Origin of the sequence: Naasia lichenicola (assembly GCF_004801885.1) — a bacterium.
GTDB lineage: Bacteria > Actinomycetota > Actinomycetes > Actinomycetales > Microbacteriaceae > Naasia > Naasia lichenicola.
The window spans coordinates 653537-677545 of sequence record NZ_SSSM01000001.1 but is presented as its reverse complement, the minus strand read 5'-3'; the positions used below and the strand labels follow the sequence as shown (position 1 = coordinate 677545).

The window sequence follows — 24009 nt, the reverse complement described above, 5'->3', positions numbered from 1 at the left end:
GTCCCTCAACGATGTCCGCAGCAGTGTCCGCAGCCGTGTCCGCAGCACTGTGCGCACCGAGGTCTCGGTTCGAACCGGACGATTCAGGCGGTGAGGTCTCGACGCTGGACTGCCCAAGTCGCCACGGCGATCAGGGCGGCCGCGATCGCGGTGAGCACGCCGATGTCGGCCCATGCACCGCCCAGGTCGTCGGCCGGGAACGGGACTGTCGGCACGTGTCTGATCGGGCTGGCCTCCAGCGCCGCGTCCGGCAGCTGAAGGAGATCGCCGAAGAGTCCGATGACCACTCCGATCGCGAAGAGCGCCCAGGTCGCCGCGATCGAGATCCGCGGCAGCACCGCGAGCGCGACTGCCCCGATGCTGACGAAGACCATGGCCATCGGCAGCTCGACGAGCGCCTGACCGATCGACTGCGCGCCGAGGCCCGGCTCCCGCATTGCAAGGAACGCCGCCCATGCGGTCAGGCCGGTGACGACGATCACGACCGTCGTGGAGGCGGTGGCGACGCCGGCGGATGCGAGCAGCCAGCCGCCGCGCCGGGGTGGACCGCTGAGCAGGAGCTCCGCCCGGCCGCCGGTCTCCTCATCGCGCAGCCGGAGCATGGCCTGCAGCCCGGCCGCGGCCGCGAGGATGCCGACGAGGCTCATGATGGCGGCGATGAACGCCGTAACGACATCGTCCCGACTCGTATGGGCGAGGCTCTGCAGCACGTCGTTGATCGCCGAGTTCTCGAAGGTCGCCGAGCCGACGGAGTTCGCCAGGGCGCCGCTGACCGCGCCGAGCACCGCGGCTCCGACCGTCCAGCCGAGCAGCGATGGCCACTGCAGGCGCCAGGCGAGGCCCAGCGTCGACCCGAGCAGCCGTCCGGCGGAGGCGGGCCTCCGGCGCTCGGGCAGGAGGCTGGCGCCGAGGTCGCGGCGTGCGGCGATCACAAGCGCTGCGCCGCCGGTCAGCACGGCCAGCGCCAGCGACAGGGTCAGCGGACGCAGGTCGTCTGCGGTGAACGCGAAGGCCTGCTCGCCCCAGCCGATCGGTGACAGCCAGCTCGGCCAGGCAGCCGAGAGCGTGAGGCGGTCCAGGTCGGGCGTGCCGAGCGCATCGCCCGCCCCGCGGAGGGCGTAGGCGATGAGCACGAGGGTGGCGCCCAGGCTGTTCGCGGCACGCGAGCTGGCGGTGAGCTCGCTCGCCAGCAGGCCGACGCCGAGGAAGGCGAGACCCGCGGCGACGAGCGCCGCAGCACCGACGAGAGAGCCGCCGAGGGGCAGCCCGGCGGCGGCGAAGCCGGCCGTCGACAGCACGCCCAGGAGAAGGTTCGCACCGACCCCCAGGATGATCGTGCTGAGTATCGGCGTCATCCGACGAACGGGCGCAGCCGTGATCAGCTCCCTCTGGCCCCGCTCCTCCTCGGCACGACCGTGCCTTGTCGCCAGAAAAGTGTTCATCAGTCCCACCGCCACGGCGAGGAACGCGTAGACCTGGAAGTAGACCGCCGAGCCGAGCTCCACCCCGTTCGGCACTCCGCGCAGCGCGATCAGTGCCGGGGTGGCGAGAGCCAGCTGCAGGATCTGCCTCCGCCCGGCTTCATCGCCGAAAGTCGTGCTGACCGATGCGGCGCTCGCCGTGAGCAGGAGTGCGATCCCGAAGATCCAGATCGGCAGGATCACGCGGTCGCGGCGGATCCGCAGTGCCAGCAGCTGGATCATCGGGCGTCCACGGGAACGGCGGGGGCATCCGGCTTCGGATCGCCGTAGTGCCGGAGGAAGAGCTCTTCGAGTGACGGTGGGGTCACGGTGAGACTGGTGATGCCCGCCGCGGTGAGCGCAGCCAGCACACCGGTCATCGAGTCGGTGTCGACGTCGAAGACGAGCTGGCCCGCCTCGGTGGCGAGGTCGTGCACCCCAGGCAGGCGCGCGATGTCGTCGGCCGCCGCAGCCGTGCCGACATGGAAGCTCGTGCGGGTCAGGTGGCGCAGCGAGGCGAGCGTGCCGCTCTCCACCGTGCGGCCCGCCCGGATGATCGTGACCCGCTCGCAGAGCTGCTCGACCTCGCTGAGGATGTGACTGGACAGCAGCACCGTCGCGCCATCCCGCGTGACCCGCTCCACCTCGGCGCGGAAGACGGACTCCATCACGGGGTCGAGGCCGCTCGTCGGCTCATCGAAGACGTACAGCTCCGCGCGTCGGGCGAAGGCGGCGATGAGGGCGACCTTCTGGCGGTTGCCCTTCGAGTAGCTGCGCGCCTTCTTCGTCGGATCGAGCTGGAAGTCCCCCAGCAGTCGCGTGCGCAGCGCGGCGTCGGCTCCCCCACGAAGCCGGGTCAGCAGGTCGATGATCTCCCCGCCGCTCAGATTGGGCCACAGGCTGACATCGCCCGGGACATAGGCCAGGTCGCGATGGATGGCGACCGAGTCGTCCCATGGATTCCGGCCGAAGACGGAGGCGGATCCGCCGCTCGACCGCAGCTGGCCGAGCAGCACCCGGATCGTGGTCGACTTGCCCGCGCCGTTCGGCCCGAGGAACCCGTGCACCTCGCCCGTCCGCACCGTCAGATCCAGGCCGTCGAGTGCGCGGGTGCTCGACCTGCCGCGGCCGAAGACCTTGACCAGCCCCAAGACCTCGATGGCGTCCATGGTCCGCAATCTACGCCTGCATCCACTGGCTCGGAACGCGCTCTGCGACCTTCGTCCGGAGGCCGATCGGGGCAGGCTCACCTGCCCGCGCGGCACGTGCCCTGGCACCCGCTCGCCATCCTGCGGGTGCCCTCACCCCGGTCGTCAGACCGGACTTGCGGGTGACACGATGAGGCGATGGATGATCAGCAGCGCGACTTCATCGAGACCTTCCGGGTCTTCCTCGACCAGATCAACAGCACGCCGCGCAGCGCCGGCGGGCTCACCCCGTTGGGGCGGGTGGTGCAGGAGCACCTCGGCATCGAGGTCGACAGCATCCCGCTGGTCGCCGAGACGATCGCGTCGCACCGGCTGGTCGACGCGGACATCGCCCTCGACGAGCTGGCCGCCGAGGGACGGATCATCGGCGCGACGGGCGCCGCTCAGCGCGCCAACGAGCCGTTCTCCGAACTGCTGCGCGAGACGTTCATCGCCACGGGCGTCGGCCCGGTCGACTATGCGACCGCCGACACCGGCCCCGACTCGACGAGAACGGTGATCGCCTTCGGCATCCGGCTGTTCGCCTTCCGAGGGTCGCCGGTCGCCGTGCTGCAGCGCGGCGCCAAGCCGGAGTACGGGCGCGAGGCGGCACTCCTGGAGGTCCTCGCCCCCGATCCGCAGCTCTCCGCGGCGCTGCTCGCCGAGATCCGACGGCTCATGCGCGAGCGCAGTGTGCTGCGCGGCCAGGTTCTCTCATTCACCGGCAATCAGCACGGTCATGGCTCAGCCGGCATCACCTTCCTGCCCCGCCCTTCTGTCGCGGCTGAGCAGGTGATCCTCGCGCCCGGCGTGCTCGACACGATCACCCGGCACGTGGTGGACATCGGCGCCAATCGTGAGCGGATGCTCGCCCAGGGTCAGCATCTGAAGCGCGGTGTGCTGCTCTACGGTCCTCCCGGTACGGGCAAGACGCTCACCGTCCGTCACCTGCTCGCCCGGACGCCCGGCACGACCGCCATCCTGCTGACGGGTCCGAGCATCCACTACATCGCCCAGGCCACCGAGCTCGCACGAGCGATGCCGCCCGCCCTGGTGGTGCTCGAAGACGTCGACCTGATCGCCACCGAGCGCGGGATGTACGGTCCGCAGCCGCTGCTGTTCGCGATCCTCGACGCGCTCGACGGGCTGGACGGCGACGCCGACGTCACCTTCCTGATGACGACCAACCGGGTGGACCTGCTCGAGTCCGCCCTCGCCGAACGCCCCGGCCGGGTCGACCTCGCCGTCGAGGTCGCCCTGCCGGACGTCAGGGCGCGGCGCGCGCTGTTCCTGCTCTACGCGCGCGGGCTCGGCCTGACGGACACGGTCGTAGAGGCCGCCGCCGACCGGGCGGAGGGGGTGACCGCGTCCTTCGCCAAGGAGCTCATGCGTCGCGTCGTGCTGCTCGCGGCCGAGGAGGATCGCCCCGTCGTGGATGCGGATCTCGACGCGGCGCTCGACGGACTGCTCTCGGCCCGCGAGACGCTCACCCGCAGCCTGCTGGGCGGTCAGCGCGAGGTGTGAGCGATCGCGGAGATCAACCGGCGTTGAGGAGGAGGAAGAGGGAGACCCCCGCCCCCCACAGGACGCCGACCAGTGCGATCGCGATCGCGCTCATCGGCATCCAGCGTCCACTCGATCCCTTCTCCATCAGGCGGAGGGTGCGGACGGCGAGGATCCCGGCGGCGACGGAGAGGATCAGGCAGACCGGCGGGAAGGCGAAGAGCAGCAGGGCCACGAGGCTGAGCACGAACGAGGAGCGCCGCCCCGGCACGTCGAGCGGCGCAGGCGCCTCGAGCCGCGCAACGGGCGGGGTCCCGTCGGAGCGCGGATTCGTCCCGGGCGCCCCGGAGCCCTCGTCTCCCGGTGCGCTCATCCGTTCAGGCTAGATGAACTGCGCCGCGCCCTCGCCGCGAGGGTGATCGACGGGTGGACCCGCCGCACCGACCTCGCAGGATTGTGTCAGGCTCGGTCCGGCGCATTCGCAGCCGCGGGCATGAGGGGCTCGGAGCGCGGAACGCCGGGAGGCGGCCCCAGATGAACGGACTCGAACTCGTCGTGCTGATCGGCGCGATCATCCTGCTCGGCGGCTGGCTCGCGGGCAGGCTGCGGATCAGCGCCCCCCTCGTCCTGCTCGGCCTCGGCGCGATCCTCGGCTTCATCCCCGTGCTCGGCGACGTCGAGCTGCCGCCCGACCTCGTGCTGCTGCTCTTCCTCCCCGCGCTGCTCTACTGGGAGTCGCTCAACACCTCGGCACGGGAGATCCGGCGCAACCTGCGCGTCATCACCCTCAACGCCGTGCCGCTCGTGCTCGTCACGGCGGGGGTCGTCGCCCTGATCGGCCATGCGTTCGGACTCCCGTGGTCCGTGGCCATCGCCCTCGGAGCGGTCGTGGCGCCCACCGATGCGACCGCCGTCGCCGCGGTCGTGCGGCACATGCCGCGGCGCACGCTCACCATCCTGCGCACCGAGAGTCTGATCAACGACGGAACCGCGCTCGCCGTCTACGGTGTGGCCGTGGCCGCCGCGGTGATGGAGCGCGACATCGACTTCGGCGAGGGCACGCTGCGCTTCCTGCTCTCCTACGCGGGCGGCATCCTCATCGGGCTCGCCGTCGCCGCCCTGGCGATCGGTCTGCGCCGGCTGGTCCGCGGCAACAGCCTGCTCGAGAACACCGTCAGCCTGCTGACGCCCTTCCTCGCCTACCTGCCGGCCGAGCTGCTCGACGTCTCGGGTGTCGTCGCCGTCGTCGCAGCAGGACTGACGCTGTCCCGCTTCGGGCCGCGGATCGTCTCGGCCGCGACCCGGTCTCAGTCGACCTCGTTCTGGCGGCTGGCGACCTACATCCTCAACGGCTCGCTCTTCGTCCTGGTCGGCTTCCAGCTGCTCGCGGTCATCGCCGACATCGACGGCGACTGGCAGAACGCGATCGCGCTCGGGCTGCTCGTCTCGCTCGCCGTCATCGTCGTGCGGCTGGCCTGGAGCAATACGACCCCGTACGTCATCCGTGCGCTGGACCGCCGACCGATCCAGCGCACCATGCGGGTGAGCGCCCGTCAGCGTCTTCCGAGTGCCTGGGCGGGGTTCCGCGGAGCCGTCTCGCTCGCCGCGGCCCTTGCGCTGCCCGAGACGACCGCGAACGGCTCGCCGTTCCCCGGCCGGGACCTCATCATCGCCGCGACGATCTGCGTCATCCTCGTGACCCTCATCGTGCAGGGCTCCACCATCGCCGCGGTCGTCCGGTGGGCGCAGCTGCCCACCGACCCCACCGAGCAGGAGGAGGAGAGGCTCGCCCAGCTCGCCGGGATCGAGGCAGCGGCCGCGGCGATACCCGGAGAGGCCGAACGACTCGGGATCCCCCAGGAGGTGCGGGAGATACTCCAGCGGGAGTATGCGGAACGGCTCGAGAACGTGCGCAGCGCCCAGGACGACGACCCCGAGCGGGTGGCCCAGCGTGAGGCGACCGACCACGAGGGCGAGCTGCGACTCGCACTGTTCCCGCACAAGCGCGAGGCGATCATCCGGCTCCGCGACGAGGGGAAGATCGACGATGTCGTGCTTCGACGGCTCCAGGCGCACGTCGACATCGAGGAGATCCGACTGAGTCCCATCCGCCAAGAGGAGTGACGCCGCGCTGTCCCTAACGCGCCGTCGATAACGCGAAACGGCCCTCCCGCTCCAGAGAGCGGGAGGGCCGTCGGCCGGTGTGCGAGCGCGGGCTCAGTCCGTGGCGAACCAGGACGGGTCGTACTCGAGGTGGTCCGGCAGGTCGTAGGCGTCGATGCCGATCATGTCGACCTGGTCGGTGTCAGCCGGGCTGCTCGTGTGGGGCATTGCTGTCTCTCCTTCATCTCAGGTCGGCGGTGTCGGTTCGGCGATGTTCGTTCACCACTGTCCGTTCGGCACTGCCCGATGAGGATGACTTTCGACTCCGTGCATATGACTGGCCGATGAGACATGCCAACAATGCCTGAGAGGTCGGATTCCCCGGGAGATCGGGGCGATCCGGTGATCAGTCGGTGGCGAACCAGGACGGGTCGTAGTGGTCTCCGTCGATGAGGATGTCGTCATCGAGCGAGGCGTAGCAGTTCATGACGGGCGCGTTCATGTCCTCTGCAACCTGGACGCAGTCTGGAATGTTCCCGGATGCGCGCCCCACTGCGGGGACCTGCGGCGTAGCGTTCGGTCATGGACAAGAACAGCCCGCAGAGCGGGAGCATCAATGGTGATGGTGGCGACGAGGCGATCGCTCAGCCCTTCGACCAGACGAACGGCACCGTGAGCGGTCTCGAAGGAGACTCTGACGGCACCGAGGAGAGCGACACGACGAGCGAGGCCCTGCGCGGGGCCGATCGGACCGCTACGCCCGTCGGGACCGACCCGCTGCTCAGCAAGGACTGACGCTGGCGACCGGGTTCTCCGGCACCGATTCACCGAAGGACGGGTCCTCCGGCGATGATCTGATCGCCATCGCCGACGAGCTGTACGGGCTGGCCGCGGACCGGTTCACGTCCGAGCGGAACGCGCGCGCCAAGGAGGCACGCGGCGGCGGTGATCGCAAGCTGGCCGACGAGATCACCGCTCTGCCGAAGCCATCCGCATCGGCCTGGCTCGCCAACGCGATAGCCCGCGCTCATCCGGACGAGATCGATCAGCTCGTGGACATCGGCGAGGCTCTGCGCACCGCGCAGGAGAGTGCACCGGATCGGGCCAAGCTGCGAGAGCTGTCGACGGCGCGTCGGCAGCTGGTCGGTGCCATTGCCGATCTCGGCACCACCCTCGCCGAGGAAGCGGGACGCAGCGTCAGCGCCTCCGTGCGCGACGAGGTGGAGCAGACGCTGGGCGCCGCGCTGGCCGATCCGTCAGCGGCCGACGCCCTGCGGACGGGCCGGCTCGTGCGGGCGCTGAGCACGGACGGCCTCGATGCCGTCGATCTCGATGGCGCCGTGGCGGGCGGACCCGGAACGCGCTCCCCGGCTCGCGGGTCGTCTTCCGGTTCCTCGACCAGAGGCGGATCCAGAACCTCGAAGGGGACGGCCTCGAGCGATCCCGAGGACCTGGATGCCCGCCGACGCCGGAAGGATGCCGAGAAGGCTCTTGCCGAGGCGGAGGAGAACGCTCGGGCGGCCGCGAAGGCGGCAGAGGAAGCAGCCCGGGCCGAATCCGCGGCCGAGGACTTGGCCGAGCAGGCCGAGCAGCAGCGCTCCGACCTCGCTGATCAGGTGGAGGACCTCAAGCGCCGATTGACGGAACTCCGAGACCGCCTCGACGACGCCACGGACGAGGTGGACACGGCGACGCGCGATCGACTGGCCGCTGCCCGGAGGCGTGTCACCGCCGACCGAGACGTGGCGTCAGCGGACGCAGAGGTGGAGCGGCTCCGCGAGCGTCTCGAACGCCGGTGATCGTTTCCACCGGTTCCCGGTGAGGACTCGTGGACGCACGCTGCGACGGCGAACTGCCCTCACCTGCGAAGGCGTGTTCTATGGGGCCGAGCGTCAGCTGGCGAGCTGAAGCTCCCACGGCGCCTGTTCGATGCCGTATGCGTCCATGGCCCGCTTCGCCACGATGTCGAACGCCTCGCACATGCGGCGACGCGAGCTCGCCTCGGTAGGGGCGAAGCCGCCGTGAGCGGAGTCGTAGGCCTCGAGCCGGGCTTCGAGGCGGCTCATCGCTCGGCGCAGTGCCGCCATGGCCGCGGGATCGCCCTTGCCGGCGAGACGCCGACGGCCGTCGCTGCTCGCGCTCACCTGGAGCGCGAACACCGCCGAGAGCAGCAGCTGAGCGGGCTCGCCCTCAATCAGGAAATGCCGGCGTGCGGGAGTCTGGAGAGTGCTGGCGCGCTCTGCGGACTGGCGGGAAGCGTTGGACATCTGCGGCTGGCGGCGGGTCATATCTGGAGACTAGGACGAGCCTCCGACATCGCGAGATTCGTCGGTATGTTCGAATCCGGATCGTTATCTTCGACGTCCACGAGGCGGCTCAGAGCGGCTTCCACACGGTCGCTCCGCGCCCGGCTCAGGCACCGGGGGTTCGCTCAGGCGGCGGGTGCACCCGAGATGTTGACCAGCCACTTCGTGCCGTACCTGTCCGTCAGCATGCCGAAGCTGTCGCCCCATGGCGCCTTCTCCAGCGGCACCGTCTGAGTGCCGCCCTCCAGCAGGGCGTTCCAGTAGCCGGTGAGCTCCTCCTCCCCCTCCGGACCGCTGCTCAGCGAGATGGACACGTTGCTGCTGTCCGGCAGCTCCATGTACGAGGGGGTGTCCGAGCCCATCAGAAGGAAGCCGTTCGGGGTCGACAGCTGCGAGTGCATGATGTGGTTCGACTCCTCGGGCGGCACCTCCATGCCGTAGTCGGAGAAGCGGCTCAGGGTGAGGTCCCCGCCGAAGACGGACTGGTAGAAGGTCATGGCCTCCTCGGCGACCTGCCGGAAGTTGAGGTAGGGGCTGAGATTGCTGACCATGAGGTGCTCCTCGGATGTGGATGTCGGGTACCGGATCGCCCGATCGGGCGGTGCTGCCTCGATTATCGACCTCCGCCGCAGGAGTGCCTATCCCCGATCAGTCGAGCAGAGCGCGCAGGTCGTCGGCGCTCAGTGTGCTGACCTCCGCATCCTCCGCGTCGAGCACATCGGCGAACAGCTGCGCCTTGCTCGCCTGAAGCGACATCACCTTCTGCTCGATGGTGTTACGGGTGACGAGCCGGTAGACCATGACCGACTTCGTCTGCCCGATCCGGTGCGTGCGGTCGATGGCCTGCGCCTCGGTCGCGGGGTTCCACCACGGGTCGAGCAGGATCACGTAGTCGGCCTCGGTGAGGTTGAGGCCGAAGCCGCCTGCCTTCAGCGAGACGAAGAAGACCGACGCCTCTCCCGCCCGGAAGCGGTCGATCTGCTCGCCGCGGCGCGCGGTGGTGCCGTCGAGGTAGGCATAGCTGAGACCGACCTCCGCGGCGAGGTCGCGCGCCTTGCCGAGAAAGCGGGTGAACTGGCTGAAAACGAGCACCCGGTGCCCCTCCGCGGCAGCCTCGACCAGCAGCTCGAGGAGCATGTCGAGCTTGGCGGACGGCACTCCGACCGCGGTCTCGTCGACGAGGGAGGCGTCCAGCGCGAGCTGGCGCAGCATGGTCAGCGACCGGAAGATCTGGAAGCGGTTCTCGTTCGAGTCGGCGGCGAGGCCCAGCACCTTCTGGCGCTCACGCTGCAGCCGCACGTCGTAGATCCGGCGATGCGCGGCATGCAGGTCCAGCTCGAGCACCTGCTCCTGCTTGGGAGGCAGGTCGCCGGCCACCTGGTCCTTGGTGCGGCGCAGCAGGAAGGGGGCGATCCGCCGCTGAAGCGTGGCGAGCTTGCCCTGCTCCCGGTCGCGCTCGATCGGCTGGCGGTAGAACTGGGTGAAGTGGGTGGCGCCTCCGAGCAGTCCAGGGCAGGTCAGGGAGACGAGCGACCACAGCTCGAGCAGATTGTTCTCCAGCGGGGTCCCGGTGATGGCGAGCTTGAACGGCACCTCCAGCAGGCGGGCGCAGCGGTAGCCGCGCGAGGTGTGGTTCTTGATCAGCTGCGCCTCGTCGAGCAGGAGCCCGGACCAGGCCAGATGCCGATACTCCTCGAACTCGATCCGGAACAGCGCGTAGCTGGTCACCACGATCTGCGCGCCGGCGGTGGCCTCGGCGAGCGTGCTGCGTCGGCGGCTCCCCGTCTCGGTGATCGCGACCGCCCGCAGCGCGGGAGCGAAGCGCTCGGCCTCGCTCACCCAGTTGCCGACGACGCTCGTGGGTGCCACGACGAGGAACGGCGCCATCGCCTCGCCCTGCTCCTCGTGCGCGAGCGCCATCATGGCGAGCGCCTGGACCGTTTTGCCGAGCCCCATGTCATCGGCGAGCACGCCGCCGAGGCCGTTGGTCCGCAGGAAGTGCATCCAGGCGAGCCCGCTGGACTGGTACTCCCGCAGCTCGGCGGTGAAGGTGGGCGGCGGCGTGACGGCCTCGAGCATCGCGCTGTCCGCGAGCAGCGCGACGGCCGCCTGCCACTCGGCGGCCTGCGCCTCGACGATGCCGAGTTCGACGAGCTCCTGCCAGAGGTCGACCTGGTACCTGCTGACCCGCAGCCGTTCCAGCGGCCGGTCGTTGAGCGTCTTCGCCTCGTCGATGACCGCGCGCAGCCGGTCGAACTCGGGACCGGTGATCGGGAAGTAGGTGCCGCTCGGCAGCAGGAAGACGGGGTCGCCGATGCTGAGCGCCGCGAACAGGGCGCCGAACGGCACCTTCTCCCCCTCGACCGTGACGCTCACATCGAGGTCGAGCCAGTCCCGCGGACCGAGCCCCGCCTCGTCGCCCGGATCCGCGCTGACGTCGATCCCGTCGATGTCGGTCCGGATGGAGACGACGGGCTGCTCGGCGGCGAGGCGGTAATCGATCGCGTCGCCGTTCTCGGCGATCCGCAGGTCCGGCACCTCGCGCAGGCGCGGCAGAACCTCGGCCATGAACACGGCGGCGTTGGCGCCCGGCAGGACGCGTGGCGGGAACGGCGGACCGGACGCCGGTTCCTCGAGCGTCGCCGTACCTGCGGCATCCGGACCGACGACGAGGGGCAGATCGAAGCCGATCGCCCAGCTCACCGCCGCTGCGATCTCCGACTCGACGGCCCGATCGCGCAACGGTCGGCTCGTGCCGTAGGCCCACGCCCAATCGAGGCTGATCTGCAGGCCCTCGTGCTGGATGGTGAGCGCCAGGGAGGGGCGGGCGGGCGGCGGCGGGACGTAGCTGGCATCCGAGGACCGGACCGGTGCCAGGCGCTGCAGGCGCGGAAGGTAGTCGTTCTCGAACTGCTCGATCTGGGCGCCCGCGATGCTCAGCGGCTCGGGCCGGCCGAGGACATCCCGCACCGCCGAGGCGATCGGCACGTCGGTGCGGGCGATGACCAGGTCGGCGCTCGCGGTGCCCGCGTCGATCCATGCCACGCCCACGGCGGGCGATCCCAGGAACCCGACGACGCCCGGCACCGTCTCGCCGTCGATCTCGACCTCGGCGCCGACCTTGAGCCGCCCGCGCGCGAGCGTCATGTCGAACCGGGCAGTGGCGGTCCGGTCGTCGAAACGGACGAGCGGTTGCGACTTGCTCGAATGGACGATGGGGATGCCCGCTGACCGCACGGCGTCGATCAGCGACCAGAGCCCGCGGGATGGCAGCGAGTCGAGCGGCATCCAGTCGGGCGACGCCGACCAGGTGTAGCGGGAGTACTCCTGCCCGTCGGTGCTCGCCCGATACAGCGCGACGAACTCGCGGAGCACGTCGAGCTGCTCGGCGTGGATGGGCGCGTCGTCGAGCCGCGACCAGGTGACGGCGCTGCGGATCCAGCTGCCGCGCGTCCCGCGGGTCGCCGGCCGCGCTGCCAGATAGGCCGTCTTGCGCGGCCGCGGCGTCGACCAGCCGCCCTTGCCGCTGTCGTCGTGCAGCTCCACCAGCAGCGCGGCGCTCTCGGTGTCGCGACGGCCCGTGCCGAGCGATGCGGCGAGCGCGCGCTCCCAGGGCGGCGGCTTGGCGGGGGCGCTGCTGCTGTGCCGGGCCGCCTCGACGATGGCCGGCGCCAGTGCGGTGGGCGGGGCGAGGTCGGCCACGCCATCCGCCGACTGCACGCGGACCGTGCGGGCGGCCAGTGCGAGCAGGACGGCCGCGACGTGCTCGCATGCGCTCGGTGCGGTGCAGGTGCAGCCGGCCTCGAGGTTGGTCCGGCCGTACACGCTCTGGACCGTGAGCTGCACGGTACGCAGCTCGCCCGTCGGCAGGCTCACCTCGGCGACCAGGTAGTCGGTCTCGTCGATCCGACCCGTCTCCTGGATGTCGACCGCGTCGCGAGCCACGTATGGCACGGCCGCGGAGAACGCGGCGGATGAGGTGAGCGCCAGGATGTCGCGCTGCGAGAACACGAAGTCCATCGGATCGATTCTGTCAGGACGGGGCTGCTTCGAGGTCGCGCCCGAATGCACGGATCAGGGGATGTCGCGCGGATCAGGGGTTTGCCCCCGAGGAAGGCTGATGTTCGGCCCTGGACGCCCCCATCGGGCTCGGATCCCCTGATCCGTGCAGCCTGGACTCCTGCGGCGCTACTCGTCGAGGAGGCTGCGGATGTCGTCGGCGGTGAGCTGGGTCGGCACGGCGTCGCCCTCGCCCGACATGACTGCGCTGAACAGCTCGGCCTTCGACTGCTTGAGGGCCATCATCCGCTGCTCGATCGTGTCGGCGGCGACCAGGCGGTAGACGTGCACGGTGTTGGTCTGCCCGATCCGATGCGCTCGGTCGATGGCCTGGGCCTCGGCGGCCGGGTTCCACCAGGGGTCGAGCAGGATGCAGTAGTCCGCCTCGGCGAGGTTGAGGCCGAAGCCGCCCGCCTTGAGGCTGATCAGGAAGACCGGCACCTCGCCGGAGCGGAACAGGTCGATCTGCTCGCCGCGCTTGCGCGTGCGCCCGTCCAGGTACGCGTACTTGGTGCCCGAGGCGTCGAGGCGGTCCTTGACCTTGCCGAGGAAGCGGGTGAACTGACTGAAGATCAGGACACGGTGGTCCTCCTCGAGGGCATCGGCCAGCAGCTCCTCGAGCACGTCGAGCTTGGCGGACGGGATGTCCGCGTTGAGGGCCGCGCCCTCCTCGTCGTCGAGCTCGTGGAGGCCGCCCGAGCTCCCGCCCTGATCGATCAGCGAGGCATCGAGCGCGGCCTGCCGCAGCAGGGTGAGCGCGCGGAAGATCTGCATCCGGTTGCGGGAGAACTCGTCCATCAGGCCGAGCACTCGACGGCGCTCGCGGGCGAGGATCGTGTCGTAGACCCGACGCTGCTCGGGCCCGAGCTCGAGCTCGAGCACCTGCTCCTGCTTCGGCGGGAGCTCGGATGCGACGTGCTCCTTGGTGCGGCGCAGCATCAGGGGCCGGATCCTGCGGCGCAGCTGCGCCAGTCGGCCGCGGTCGTTGTCGCGCTCGATCGGCGCGAGGTAGAGCTCGGTGAAGGTCGGGATGCTCGGGAAGAGCCCGGGGGCGACGACGGCGAGGATCGACCACAGGTCGGTCAGCGAGTTCTCCAGCGGCGTTCCGGTCAGCGCGAACTTGACCGGAGCGCGCAGCTCGCGGGCCACCCGGTGGATGATCGAGCGCCGGTTCTTGAGGAACTGCGCCTCGTCGAAGAGCACTCCGCGCAACGGCAGCTGGGCGTACTGCTCCTCGTCGAGGCGGACCAGTGCGTAGGAGGTGACGATGATGTCGGCGTCGTCGACCTGGGTGGCGAGCGGCACCCCGCTCTTCGCGGAGGTCGCATCGATCATCGCGACCGTGAGGTTGGGTGCGAAGCGCTTCGCCTCGCTGACCCAGTTCGGCAGCACGCTGGTGGGCGCGACGACGAGGAACGGCCGCGGCGGGCTGCCCCGCTCGGCGGTGTCCTCCGCCTCGAGCTCGGCGGTGTGGGAGATCATCGCGAGCGCCTGCACCGTCTTGCCGAGTCCCATGTCGTCGGCGAGCACGCCGCCGAGACCCGCGTCGTAGAGGAAGCTGAGCCAGTCGAAGCCGGTCTGCTGATAGCCGCGCAGCTCGGCGGTGAAGCCGGCGGGCAGTGGCACGGTCGGAGGCTCGCCGCCCGAGAGGGCGCGCACGCTGTCCTGCCAGGCCTTGGCCTGAGCGCCGAGCACGCCGACCTCGGCGAGGTCGTCCCAGAGAGCGGTCTGGTAGCGGTTGAGGGCGATGCCCTCTCCCCCGGTGTCGTCCAGGCGCTTGGCCTCGGAGATCAGCTCGCGGAGCCGGTCGAAACGCGGTCCGGTGAGGGGCGCGTAGACGCCGCCCGGCAGCACGAGGTAGTCGTCGCCCCGGTCGAGCGCGAGGAAGACCTCGGCGAACGGGATCTCCTCTCCGTCGACGAGCACGGTGATCTCGAGGTCGAACCAGTCGCGGTCGTCCGGCCGCTCCACCGTCGTGAAGGTGACCTCGGGCGGCGCCTCGGCCGCCTTGTAGTCGGTCGGCTCGCCGATGTCCTCGACCTCGGCGATCGTCCGGATCACGGGGAGGGCCTCGGCGACGAAGCTGAGCGCGCTCATGCCCGCGTAGAAGGCGGTCGATCCCGGGCCGTCCAGCGGACCCTTGGGCAGCCATCGGCCGAGGCCGCCGGGCAGCTCGCCCCACAGCTTCGCCTCGGCGCGGCCGTCTCGTCCGCTCGTGGCGTCGAACGAGACGCGCTGGCGGTCCACAGCCCCGTTCGCGTCGGCGTCCGTCGCGTAGATCCAGTGCCAGCTGACCCGCACGTTGAGGCCGACCAGGTGCTCGACGGTGACGCCGAGGCGGGGACGGCGCCGCTCGGGGAGGGTGAAGGTGTCGTCGCTGGAGGTGAGGGCGATCGTCTCGGAGAGCCGCGTGCCGATGGTGTCGGTGAACTCGGCGACCTCGTCGGCGGGGATCTCGACCGGGGTCGTGAGATCGGTCAGCGCTCGCTCGGCGCTGCTGAGCGGGCGCTCGAACGCCGCGAGCGTGATTTCGCTCGGGGTGGCGGCATCGCCGTTCCAGGTGTACAGGCCGGAGGTCGGGAAGCCGACGAGTCCCAGCTGGCGCGGACGGAGCTCGTCGCCGGCGAGGGTGATGCGGGTGCGGGCGGCCAGCCCGGACGAGGTCGTCGCGACGTCGAACTCGATCTTGGCGAGCTCGTCGCTGAGTCGCACCGGGGATTGCGCCGCGTCGCTCGCGATGAAGACCACGCCGGCATCGCGGGCGGCTCGCAGCGCCTGCCATGGACCGGGAGCGGGAACGTCCTCGAGGGCGAGCGGCGCGCGGTTGCTGCTGCCCCACCCCGGCTCGTTCTTCTGCAGCGCGCGGCGGATGGCGAGCATGGCGTCGACCTGCCAGGGCACGTACGACGAGTGGGCGTTCTGCAGATCGGCCCAGTTGATGTTGCTGCGCACCCAGAGACCCCGCTCGCCCATCCGAACCGCATGCGCCAGCAGGCTGACGAACGCTCGACGGGTGCCACGGGCCAGGGTGGAGTGCAGCTCGAACTGCACCCCCAGCTCGCCGCGCGCGGTCGGGGCGGCCGTCTTCTCCAGCAGCGGCTCGAGCTGCCGGCGCCAGGTCGACACGGTGGCCGCCCGTGCCTGGGCCGCCTCGTAGATCTGCTGCATCTGCGACGGCGTGCTCGTGGCGGCGGAACCGAGTGCTCCCGGGAGGGTCTCGGGCGGGTAGCCCAGCCGGCGCGAGGTCAGCAGCAGTCCGGCGACGTGCTTGCATCCCGAGCCCTGGGGGCAGGAGCAGGTGGATCGCGTGGGCACCAGCGAATCGGACCGGCCCTCGAAGTTCACGGTGGTCCGATAGAACTTGCCGTGCGAGCCCTTCGAGCGGCCGAGCAGGCGCCGCCGCGGCTCCTCCCACTCGATGTCGTCGAAGTGGCCCTCGCGGGCGTAGGTCTCGCCGCGCGCGAACGCGCCACTGCCCGTGAGGGCGCGGATGTCGGCATCGGTGAACACGATCTTCCAGCCTAGGCGGGCGGAGCACCCGCCGCGCGTCGCGAAGCGGGTCCTCACCCGATCCGAAGCTGAGGAATGGTCACCCAAGCGACGCGCCCCGGTCGGTGAATTCCCAGGTCACGAGTCGATTTGCGGCCGTACCCTTGTCATGCGGTCGACGATGATCGCACTGGAAGAACGAAGGCACCAATGACCCAGGTCAAGCCAGCAGGTCCCGACTACTTCACCTGGGAGCCCTCTGCGGCTGACCAGTCCGGCCAGGCCGCGTCTCCGGTGCGGACGGCCAGCGGCGACAAGCCCACGAAGCCCAAGCAGGAGAAGCACAAGCACCGCCGCGGAGCCGACCAGGGCCACTGAGCGCCCTACCCCCTACGCCCTGTGCGGCCAGCTGCCGCTCTAGGAGCGCGAGCTGCGCATCGCCTTGAGGTGCGCGACGTCGGCAGACTCCCGCAACCGGTCGTACTCGGGTGATCCGAGCGGCACGACGGCCACTCGTCCGTCGCCGTCGCTGTGAACTCCCCAGCCCCATCGCTTGCCGAGTGGCGAAGCACGGAGGCAGGCGCGACCGACGGAGAAGTACTCCTCCCGGGCGGCGGGTCGCTGGTCGGCCGGGATCCCCGCGCGCTCGGCGAATACCTCGAAGATGACCTCGTCGGAGGTGAACGCGTACGGATGGGCCGCGATCATCTCGAACTGCATGGTGGCGATGCTCGGAGCGGAGCCGCGGTCGACGGGCACGGTCGCCTCGGGGACCGGGCAGTCGTCGGCGACCTCGATGAAGGTGGCGTCGTAATTCGTGGTGTGGATCCCGTCCCTGATGGCCATGTCTTCCCTTCCGCCGAACCGTTAGCGTCAGCATAGGCAGGAGGTCCGACATGCGTCCCGAGGGGATCTCGTATCAGGTCGCGCCCATGACCGACGCCGATGCGGGCGAGGTGCTGACGCTGCAGCGAGCCGCCTATGCCACGGAGGCCCAGCTCTATCGCGACGCCTTCCTGCCGGCGCTGACCCAGTCGCTCGGTGAGCTCCGCCTCGAGATCATGAGCGGCGCCGGATTGGTCGTCCGGTCCGGTGACGGCCGAGAGCGCCTGCTCGCCGCGGTCCGCACGAGCACCCATGACGATGTGCTGCACATCGGCCGGTTGACAGTCGCCCCCGATCTGCAGGGGCGCGGCCTCGGCTCCCTGCTGCTGCGTGAAGTGGAGGAGCGCTCGACCGAGACCTGGGCCGAGCTGTTCACCGGTCACCTCAGCGAGGGCAACCTGCGTCTCTACGAGCGCCGCGGCTACGAGCGCACGCGCACGGAGCCCCTGCACGATGGCGTCACCCTCGTCTACCTCCGCAAGCGCCTCCGCTGACCCTTCCTACGTTCCGGCCGAATGTGCACGTAATTCCGTAGGGAAGCGCCGGTTTCGAGCACATGGTCGTTCAGCGACGGCGCGTCAGCGCCCTCCCCTACGCACGAGCCGAGATGCGACGGCCGCGACCACGGCGGCGATCTTGGCGAAACTGCGGATCGAGGCCAGCGTGCCGGCGGACCCGATGGAGGCGATGCTTCCGGCCGATCCGATGGAGGCGATGCTTCCGGCCGATCCGATGGATGCGATGCTGCCCGCCGAGAACGCGGAGCCGATGCTGCCGGCGGAGAACGCCGACCCGATGCTGCCCGTCGAGTGGGTGGAGGCGATGCTCCCGCTGGAGAACGCCGAGGCGATACTGCCGACCGAGCGGAACGACGCGATGCTCCGCGCCTCTGCCACGGCGTGACGCCGTGCCCGGACGCCCCTGGCCAACCGCCGTTCCGCCGCCCTGCGTGCCCTGTGGCTGTTCGTCATGCACCCACACTCGCAAGCGTCCCGGCGGAGCGCATCCACCACCCGGTCGACCTCGGGATCCACCGGACCGACGGGGCAGCCGCGGGCGCCCTACTTCTTCGCGGCTGCCTTGGCGGCGCGCTTGGTCTCGCGGACCTTGGTCAGCGACTCCGCGTCGACGATGTCGGCGACGGATCGATAGCTGCCCTCGTCGCCGTACGCGCCCGCGGCATCGCGCCAGCCGCTTGCCTCGAGTCCTCGCTGCTTGCCGAGCAGGGCGAGGAAGATCTTGGCCTTCTGCTCCCCGAAGCCGGGCAGCGCCTTCAGCCGTCGCAGCACCTCGACGCCATCCGGGCTCTGCCCATCCGATCCGGCCCGAGTCCAGATCGCGGACGCGTCCCCGCCCCACTCCTCCTCGATCGCCTGTGCGAGCGAACGGGTGCGCGTCGCCATCGATCCGGGATACCGGTGGACGGCGGGCGGGGTGCGGAAGACCTCGGTGAGGTGCTCCTCCGACTCCCCCGCGAGAGTCGCCGCGTCGAAGGCGCCGAGCCGATCGCGGATCTTCGCGGGTCCGGCGAACGCGGTCTCCATCGGCACCTGCTGGTCGAGCAGCATGCCGGTCAACAGCGCGAGCGGGTCGGACGACAGCAGCTCATCGGCCTCGGCGTCGCCGGTGATGTTCAGTTCGGGCATGCGCCCATTCTCACGGACCGGAACGGAATCGAAGGATCAGCGACGTCCGATCGGCGATGTCCGATCGGTGCAATCGGATCGGCGAAGTCGGATCAGCGATCCTCGGCACGCGGCAGTGCGGCCAGCACGAGCGGCGCCCAGTGCTCCGACTCCCCTACCGGGACGCCGACCCAGTCCTTGAACGGACGGCCCTTGCCCGATGGATCGAACAGCGCTGCGCCCGCAAGCTGAAGCGCGTCGGGGAACTCGGCCGAGCCGCTCATCAGCCGGATGCCGAGGACGTCTCCGTTGAGGCAGGCGACCATCCGCCCGCCGATCGTCACCGAGGGGCGGCCCATCATCCGACCGCGCGCCACCTCGGGCGGCAGCGCGTCGAACAGCGCGTCGAACTCATCCAGCGCCTGGCTCATCCGCGGCTCCCCATACGCCCGCCTGGCAGGTCCTACGAGCGCCGGAGCCGACGGCGACGGCGGGCCGCCGGAGAGTTCTCATCGGTGCTCGGTGCGCTCACGGATGTGGCGTGATCCGGATCGCCGACCCCGTCCGCAGACGCGTCGGTGGCCTCGCTCGACTCGTTGCCCATCGGCAGGCCGCCGGTGAAGGTCGGGATGGCGTCGGTGATCGTCGGCACGGAGGGCACCATGAGGGTGCCGTCCTCGCGGCGGTAGTTCGAGCTCCAGCTCTCGGCCGGCGAGCCGTGCAGCACGGGTCCCTGGTCGGCGAGCGTGATGGTGATCGGCGTGCCCTCCGACACCTCGTAGCTCACGCCCTTCACCGTGAACTGCACCGGTGCGCGGGTGTCGGGCGCTGGGCTGCCGTCGTCGGTGACGTCGAGCTGGGAGTTGATCTCGTTGTCGAGGGCGGCGCCGCTTTCCCGCTCGATGACCTCGAGCGTCATCTCGTGCCGGGTGAGGGTGATCAGCATCCGCACGCCGTGCCAGATCAGCCGGTAGCGGAGCATCGGCCATGAGTCGGGCAGACGGGGATCGAAGGTCAGGACGCCGTCATGGTCGCGCATGCCGCCGAAGCCCGAGACGAGTCCGGACCAGACCCCGCCGGTCGACGCCACGTGCACGCCGTCGGAGGTGTTGTTGTGCAGGTCGGCGAGGTCGACGTAGAGGCTGTGCAGGAAGTAGTCGAGCGCCAGCTGCTTGTAGCCGATCTCCGCCGCGATGATCGACTGCACGACGTTGGACAGCGTCGAGTCGCTGGTGGTCAGCGGGTCGTAGTAGTCGAAGTCGGCGAGCTTCTCCTCCTGGCTGAAGTGGTTGCCGTGCAGGAACAGCGCGAGCACGACATCCGCCTGCTTGAGCACCTGGAAGCGGTAGATCACCAGGGGGTGGAAGTGCAGCAGCAGCGGCTTCTGGTCCTCGGGGGTGTTGGCCAGATCCCAGACCTCGCGCTCGAGGAAGTGCGAGTCCTGGGGATGGATCTGCAGCGCTTCGGAGTACGGGATCGCCATGGCGTTCGCCGCCCGCGCCCACTCGCGCACCTCCTCGTCGTGCAGGTGGATGCGGCTGACCATCCGCTCGTAGGCCTCGGGCTGGTCGCGCTTCATCTCCCGCACCGAGCTGACGGCGTAGCGCAGGTTGAACCGCGCCATCACGTTCGTGAAGAGGTTGTCGTTCACGACGGTCGTGTACTCATCGGGCCCGGTGACCCCGTGGATGTGGAAGCTCTCGTCGCCGTTGCTGCGCCGCCAGAAGCCCAGCGTCGCCCACATCCTGGCCGTCTCCACGGCGATGTCGATGGCGCCGTTGGCCAGGAATCCGACGTCGCCCGTGGCGTAGATGAACTTCGCGAGGGCATAGGTCACGTCGGCGTTGATGTGGTACTGCGCAGTGCCTGCCGCGTAGTACGCGGAGGCCTCCTCGCCGTTGATGGTGCGCCACGGGAACAGCGCGCCGTCCTCGTTGAGCATCCTGGCGCGCTTGCGGGCGAGCGGCAGCATCTGCTCGCGCTGGCGGAGCACGTTCCGCGCCCAGAGCGGGTTCGTGTAGGCCAGGTAGGGCAGGACGTAGATCTCCGTGTCCCAGAAGTAGTGACCGCCGTAGCCGCTGCCCGAGACGCCCTTGGCCGGGATGCCGAGCCCGTCCGCTCGCGCGGACGCCTGGGCGAGCTGGAAGAGGTTCCAGCGGATCGCCTGCTGCAGGTCGTCGTCGTCCTGCACCTCGATGTCGGCGCGGAACCAGTACTCGTCGAGCCAGGCGCGCTGCTTCTCGTACTGCCGGTCGATGCCCTCGAACTCGGTGCGGTCGAGGGTGCGGCGGCCGCGGTCGATCAGCTCGCGGGTGGGCGTCGTGCGGCTGTCGTGGTAGGCGACGACCTTGGTGATCCGGGTGGGGACGCCCTTGCGCGCCTGCACGTTGTAGACGTTCTTGGCGATGTCGGGGTTGATGATCCGATTGAGCCGGTACTCGTTCTCGGTCTCGATGATGTGGTCGGCGAGCACCGCCACCCGCATCCCCGAGTTCGCGACGCGATAGCTGAGGGCGCTGCGATCGCCCTCCTGCCAGTACTCCCCCGGGATGAGCACGCGGCCGGTGAAGCCTTCGGCCTTGCGCGGATCGGCCATGGGCGGGGCGCCCTTGGCCGCAGCCGCAGCGGCGGGTGTCGCGCCGCCGTACTCGTCTTCGCCGTCCTGCCGGTTCAGCAGCTGGCATGAGATGGTGACCGGGGCGTCCGCGTCGAGCACGGTCACCTCGAAGGTCAGCACGGCGAGGTGCCGCTCGGGGAAGGACACCATCCGGGTGGAGCTCACCTTGACCTGCTTGCCGGCGGGCGTCAGCCAGAGCAGATCGCGGCGGAGGACGCCGGTCTTGAAGTCGAGCGTGCGTGAGTAGTCGAGTAGATCGGCGTCGCCGAGCGAGAGCGGCTCATCGTCGACGTAGAGCCGCATCACCTTGGCGTCGGGAGCGTTGAGGATCGTCTGGCCCACCTCGGCGAAGCCGTAGGCCTGCTCGGCGTGGTGGATCTTCCACGTCTCGTGCAGGCCGTTGATGAACGTGCCGTGGGCGTGGGCGCGCCGACCCTCTGCGCTGTTGCCGCGCATGCCGAGGAAGCCGTTGCCGACGGCGAACAGCGTCTCCGACAGGCCCATGTCGTCGGGGTTGAACTTGGTCTCGGTGAGTGCCCACGGATCGACCGGATAGCGGTCGCGATCGAGCTGCGGACGGTTCTCCGTGGGAAGGTCGTCGGACTGCTCGGTGATCTGCTCGGAGTGCTCCGCGTTGCTCGCGGAGGCTTCGGGGCTGAGGGTCATTCTGCCTTCCCAAAGGTGGTGACGCCGGTGCTGGTCACGTACTCGTCGAGGTCGTCGATCACGCGGTGGGCGCCCGCGTCGAGGAGGTTCTGCGCGCCGGTTCCGCGGTCGACGCCGATCACGAGGCCGAAGGCGCCCGCGTGGGCGGCGGCGACCCCGGAGGTCGCGTCCTCGAAGACGACCGTCTCGGCGGGCGGGATGTCGAAGTATTGGGCTCCGGCGAGGAACATGTCCGGCGCGGGCTTGCTCGCCAGTCCTTCGTCCGCGGCGACCACGCCGTCGATGACGACCGGGAAGTAGTCCCGGATGCCGGCGGCCTCGAGCACCCAGACCGCGTTCTTGGAGCTGGAGACGACGCCCATCGGCATCCCCGCATCGGCGAGCTGCTGGACCAATGCCAGCGACCCCGGATAGGGCTGGATCCCGTCGGTTCGCAGTACCTCGGTGAACACGTCGTTCTTGCGGTTGCCGATCCCCCAGACCGTGTCGAGGGTGGTCGGGTCGTCGGGGTGGCCGAGCGGCACCGTGATGCCGCGGGAGGCGAGCAGGCTGGCCACCCCGTCGTCGCGCTTCTTGCCGTCGAGATAGCGGAAGTAGTCCTCGTCGGCGTAGGGCTCCTCGACGCCCTTCTCCGCGAAGAGCTTCGTGAACATGGTCTTCCAGGCGAGCATGTGGATCTCCGCCGTCGGCGTCAGCACGCCGTCGAGATCGAAGAGCACCAGACGATACGGATCGAGATCGGGTTGCACGGCGCCACCCTATTCGATGCGATGAGCAAAACGATTTCGCCCCGGTAACGCCCGTGCGGCGATTCGCGCGGAGGCTCGGAACCTCGGCTGCGGCTACTGCCCAGCCGCCGCCTTGAGCTCGTTGTAGATGGCGATGACCTCTTCGTCGGTGTCCTTCATCTCGCTGTACTCGAGCTTGGACATGATCTCGTCCGAGATGAAGATGAGGTCCGGCCTGTCGACCCCGGCCTCGGTGGCGGCCTCCTCGATCCCTTCGATGCCCGTGTTGTAGCCGACGTAGGTCAGCTCCTTGAGCGACACCTCGGGATCGAGGATGTAGTCGATGAAGGCGTAGGCGGCCTCCTCGTTGGGGGCGCCCTTGACGATGGCCCAGTTGTCCTGCCACAGGTTGCCGCCCTCGGCGGGCCAGACCCACTTGTACTTGTCGGGGTCGGCGTTGTTGAGGATGCCGAGGCGGGCGTCGCCGTTCCAGCAGTGGGCGAGCGCTCGGCCGTCCTGCGCGACCGTGGTGCTGACGTACGACTCGAATGCCTGCACGTGCTGCGCCATGCCCAGGATGAACTCGCGGTAGGCCGCGATGTCGGCCTCGTCATCGGTGTTCATGGGGATGCCGTTGGCGAGGAAGTAGGCGAACGAGACCTCGCCCTGGTCCTCGAGCAGCGAGAAGCTGCCGGAGGCCTCGTTGGCCGCCGCGTCCCAGAAGTCGGCCCACGAGGTGAGCTCCCGCTGGATGATGCTCGTGTCGTAGACGAAGCCCGTCGAGCCCCAGTCCTTGCAGACCGAGTAGACGTTGCCGGGGTCGAACGCGGTGTCGAGCACGGCAGGGGTGAGGTTCTTCATGTTGGGCAGCTTGGAGTGATCCAGCTCGGCGAGCAGGCCGGCGGTAACCATCTGCTGGATGGCCGAGTGGGTCGGCACGCAGATGTCGTAGCCGCTCGTGCCCTTCGAGGCGGACAGCTTGGCGATCATCTCGGGATTCGAGCCGTAGCTGTCGATGGTGATCGCGGTGCCGTCTTTGGTGGTGAAGGCCTTGATCACATCCGGGTCGTCGTATTCGCCCCACGTGTAGATGTTGAGCCCGGCGCTGGAGCCGCCTCCGCTGGTTCCCGGCGCGCAGGCCGCGAGCAGGGCGGTGGCGCCGAGGGCGGTCGCGCCGCTGAGGAAGGCGCGACGGCTGACGTGCTTGCTGAATGCTTCGGGGACGAGGAGGCGCACGGGCTCGAGCTGCGGCATGGGATCTTCTCTCTTCGGAACGGATGAGGCAGGAAGGCGGTACCGGAGGTGCTGGTGCTGGTGCTGGTGCTGGTGATGCGGGAGGAACTGGTGCTGGTGGAACTGACGCTGACGCTGACGGGACGGG

20 protein-coding genes are annotated in these 24009 nt (G+C 69.8%); 7 read left to right on the top strand and 13 right to left on the bottom strand.

What is annotated here, in order from left to right; all coding sequences use genetic code 11:
• Window positions 1-83: 83 nt before the first annotated feature.
• Together E6C64_RS03165 and E6C64_RS03160 are read right to left on the bottom strand one after the other, a co-directional pair.
• A complete protein-coding gene (locus E6C64_RS03165; RefSeq protein ID WP_136426147.1) occupies window positions 84-1703 on the bottom strand; it encodes an ABC transporter permease in 1620 nt (539 codons plus the stop codon).
• Entirely contained in the window at window positions 1700-2629 is a 930-nt protein-coding gene (locus tag E6C64_RS03160) for an ABC transporter ATP-binding protein (protein ID WP_136426146.1), read from the bottom strand. Before E6C64_RS03160 ends, E6C64_RS03165 begins: the two co-directional genes overlap by 4 nt.
• A 177-nt stretch (window positions 2630-2806) precedes the next feature.
• On the opposite strand from E6C64_RS03160, the gene E6C64_RS03155 reads away from it, so the two are divergent.
• Window positions 2807-4171: an AAA family ATPase gene (locus E6C64_RS03155; protein WP_136426145.1), complete on the top strand. Its 1365-nt coding sequence runs from the start codon at window positions 2807-2809 to the stop codon at window positions 4169-4171.
• Between the two features lie 13 nt (window positions 4172-4184).
• On the opposite strand, the gene E6C64_RS03150 is transcribed toward E6C64_RS03155, so the two are convergent.
• Window positions 4185-4523 (bottom strand): hypothetical protein, encoded by a 339-nt coding sequence (locus E6C64_RS03150; RefSeq protein ID WP_136426144.1) that lies wholly within the window; start codon window positions 4521-4523, stop codon window positions 4185-4187.
• A 161-nt stretch (window positions 4524-4684) separates the two neighbouring features.
• Between E6C64_RS03150 and E6C64_RS03145 the strand changes: the two genes are divergently transcribed.
• The 3 genes from E6C64_RS03145 to E6C64_RS03135 all read left to right on the top strand — a co-directional run bounded on the left by E6C64_RS03145 (window position 4685) and on the right by E6C64_RS03135 (window position 8052).
• Window positions 4685-6274, top strand: a complete 1590-nt coding sequence (locus E6C64_RS03145; protein WP_136426143.1) for a Na+/H+ antiporter — start codon at window positions 4685-4687, stop codon at window positions 6272-6274.
• Between the two features lie 561 nt (window positions 6275-6835).
• The gene (locus E6C64_RS03140; protein WP_136426142.1) at window positions 6836-7048 is read left to right on the top strand and encodes a hypothetical protein; all 213 of its coding nucleotides are present in this window, start codon (window positions 6836-6838) and stop codon (window positions 7046-7048) included.
• A 257-nt stretch (window positions 7049-7305) separates the two neighbouring features.
• Window positions 7306-8052, top strand: coding sequence for a hypothetical protein (locus tag E6C64_RS03135; protein WP_136426141.1), 747 nt, complete (start codon window positions 7306-7308; stop codon window positions 8050-8052).
• A 93-nt stretch (window positions 8053-8145) separates the two neighbouring features.
• Here the strand turns inward: E6C64_RS03135 and E6C64_RS03130 are convergent, their stop codons facing one another.
• The 4 genes from E6C64_RS03130 to E6C64_RS03115 form a co-directional block, all read right to left on the bottom strand.
• Window positions 8146-8541 (bottom strand): hypothetical protein, encoded by a 396-nt coding sequence (locus E6C64_RS03130; protein ID WP_136426140.1) that lies wholly within the window; start codon window positions 8539-8541, stop codon window positions 8146-8148.
• A 143-nt stretch (window positions 8542-8684) separates the two neighbouring features.
• Window positions 8685-9110 carry a VOC family protein gene (locus tag E6C64_RS03125; RefSeq protein ID WP_136426139.1) on the bottom strand — a complete coding sequence of 142 codons (426 nt, stop codon included), beginning with the start codon at window positions 9108-9110 and terminating at the stop codon, window positions 8685-8687.
• Between the two features lie 97 nt (window positions 9111-9207).
• The gene (locus E6C64_RS03120) at window positions 9208-12579 is read right to left on the bottom strand and encodes a DEAD/DEAH box helicase (protein ID WP_136426138.1); all 3372 of its coding nucleotides are present in this window, start codon (window positions 12577-12579) and stop codon (window positions 9208-9210) included.
• Between the two features lie 168 nt (window positions 12580-12747).
• Window positions 12748-16128 carry a DEAD/DEAH box helicase gene (locus E6C64_RS03115; protein WP_158437720.1) on the bottom strand — a complete coding sequence of 1127 codons (3381 nt, stop codon included), beginning with the start codon at window positions 16126-16128 and terminating at the stop codon, window positions 12748-12750.
• 189 nt (window positions 16129-16317) lie between these two features.
• Here E6C64_RS03115 and E6C64_RS18865 point away from each other — a divergent pair, with 189 nt between their 5' ends.
• Window positions 16318-16485: a hypothetical protein gene (locus E6C64_RS18865; RefSeq protein ID WP_158437719.1), complete on the top strand. Its 168-nt coding sequence runs from the start codon at window positions 16318-16320 to the stop codon at window positions 16483-16485.
• Between the two features lie 39 nt (window positions 16486-16524).
• On the opposite strand, the gene E6C64_RS03110 is transcribed toward E6C64_RS18865, so the two are convergent.
• Window positions 16525-16953, bottom strand: coding sequence for a DUF6157 family protein (locus E6C64_RS03110; RefSeq protein ID WP_233255423.1), 429 nt, complete (start codon window positions 16951-16953; stop codon window positions 16525-16527).
• Between the two features lie 50 nt (window positions 16954-17003).
• Here E6C64_RS03110 and E6C64_RS03105 point away from each other — a divergent pair, with 50 nt between their 5' ends.
• Together E6C64_RS03105 and E6C64_RS18860 are read left to right on the top strand one after the other, a co-directional pair.
• Window positions 17004-17486, top strand: coding sequence for a GNAT family N-acetyltransferase (locus tag E6C64_RS03105; protein WP_136426136.1), 483 nt, complete (start codon window positions 17004-17006; stop codon window positions 17484-17486).
• Between the two features lie 142 nt (window positions 17487-17628).
• Window positions 17629-17895, top strand: coding sequence for a hypothetical protein (locus tag E6C64_RS18860; RefSeq protein ID WP_158437718.1), 267 nt, complete (start codon window positions 17629-17631; stop codon window positions 17893-17895).
• A 158-nt stretch (window positions 17896-18053) separates the two neighbouring features.
• Here the strand turns inward: E6C64_RS18860 and E6C64_RS03095 are convergent, their stop codons facing one another.
• The 5 genes from E6C64_RS03095 to E6C64_RS03075 form a co-directional block, all read right to left on the bottom strand.
• Entirely contained in the window at window positions 18054-18638 is a 585-nt protein-coding gene (locus E6C64_RS03095; RefSeq protein ID WP_136426134.1) for an HhH-GPD-type base excision DNA repair protein, read from the bottom strand.
• Between the two features lie 92 nt (window positions 18639-18730).
• Window positions 18731-19048 (bottom strand): hypothetical protein, encoded by a 318-nt coding sequence (locus E6C64_RS03090; RefSeq protein ID WP_199240938.1) that lies wholly within the window; start codon window positions 19046-19048, stop codon window positions 18731-18733.
• A 32-nt stretch (window positions 19049-19080) separates the two neighbouring features.
• Window positions 19081-21900 (bottom strand): glycoside hydrolase family 65 protein, encoded by a 2820-nt coding sequence (locus E6C64_RS03085; RefSeq protein WP_136426133.1) that lies wholly within the window; start codon window positions 21898-21900, stop codon window positions 19081-19083.
• Entirely contained in the window at window positions 21897-22649 is a 753-nt protein-coding gene (locus E6C64_RS03080) for an HAD family hydrolase (protein ID WP_136426132.1), read from the bottom strand. The genes E6C64_RS03085 and E6C64_RS03080 overlap by 4 nt, the downstream gene beginning before the upstream one ends.
• 93 nt (window positions 22650-22742) lie before the next feature.
• Window positions 22743-23882, bottom strand: coding sequence for a polyamine ABC transporter substrate-binding protein (locus E6C64_RS03075; protein ID WP_136426131.1), 1140 nt, complete (start codon window positions 23880-23882; stop codon window positions 22743-22745).
• Window positions 23883-24009: the final 127 nt, after the last annotated feature.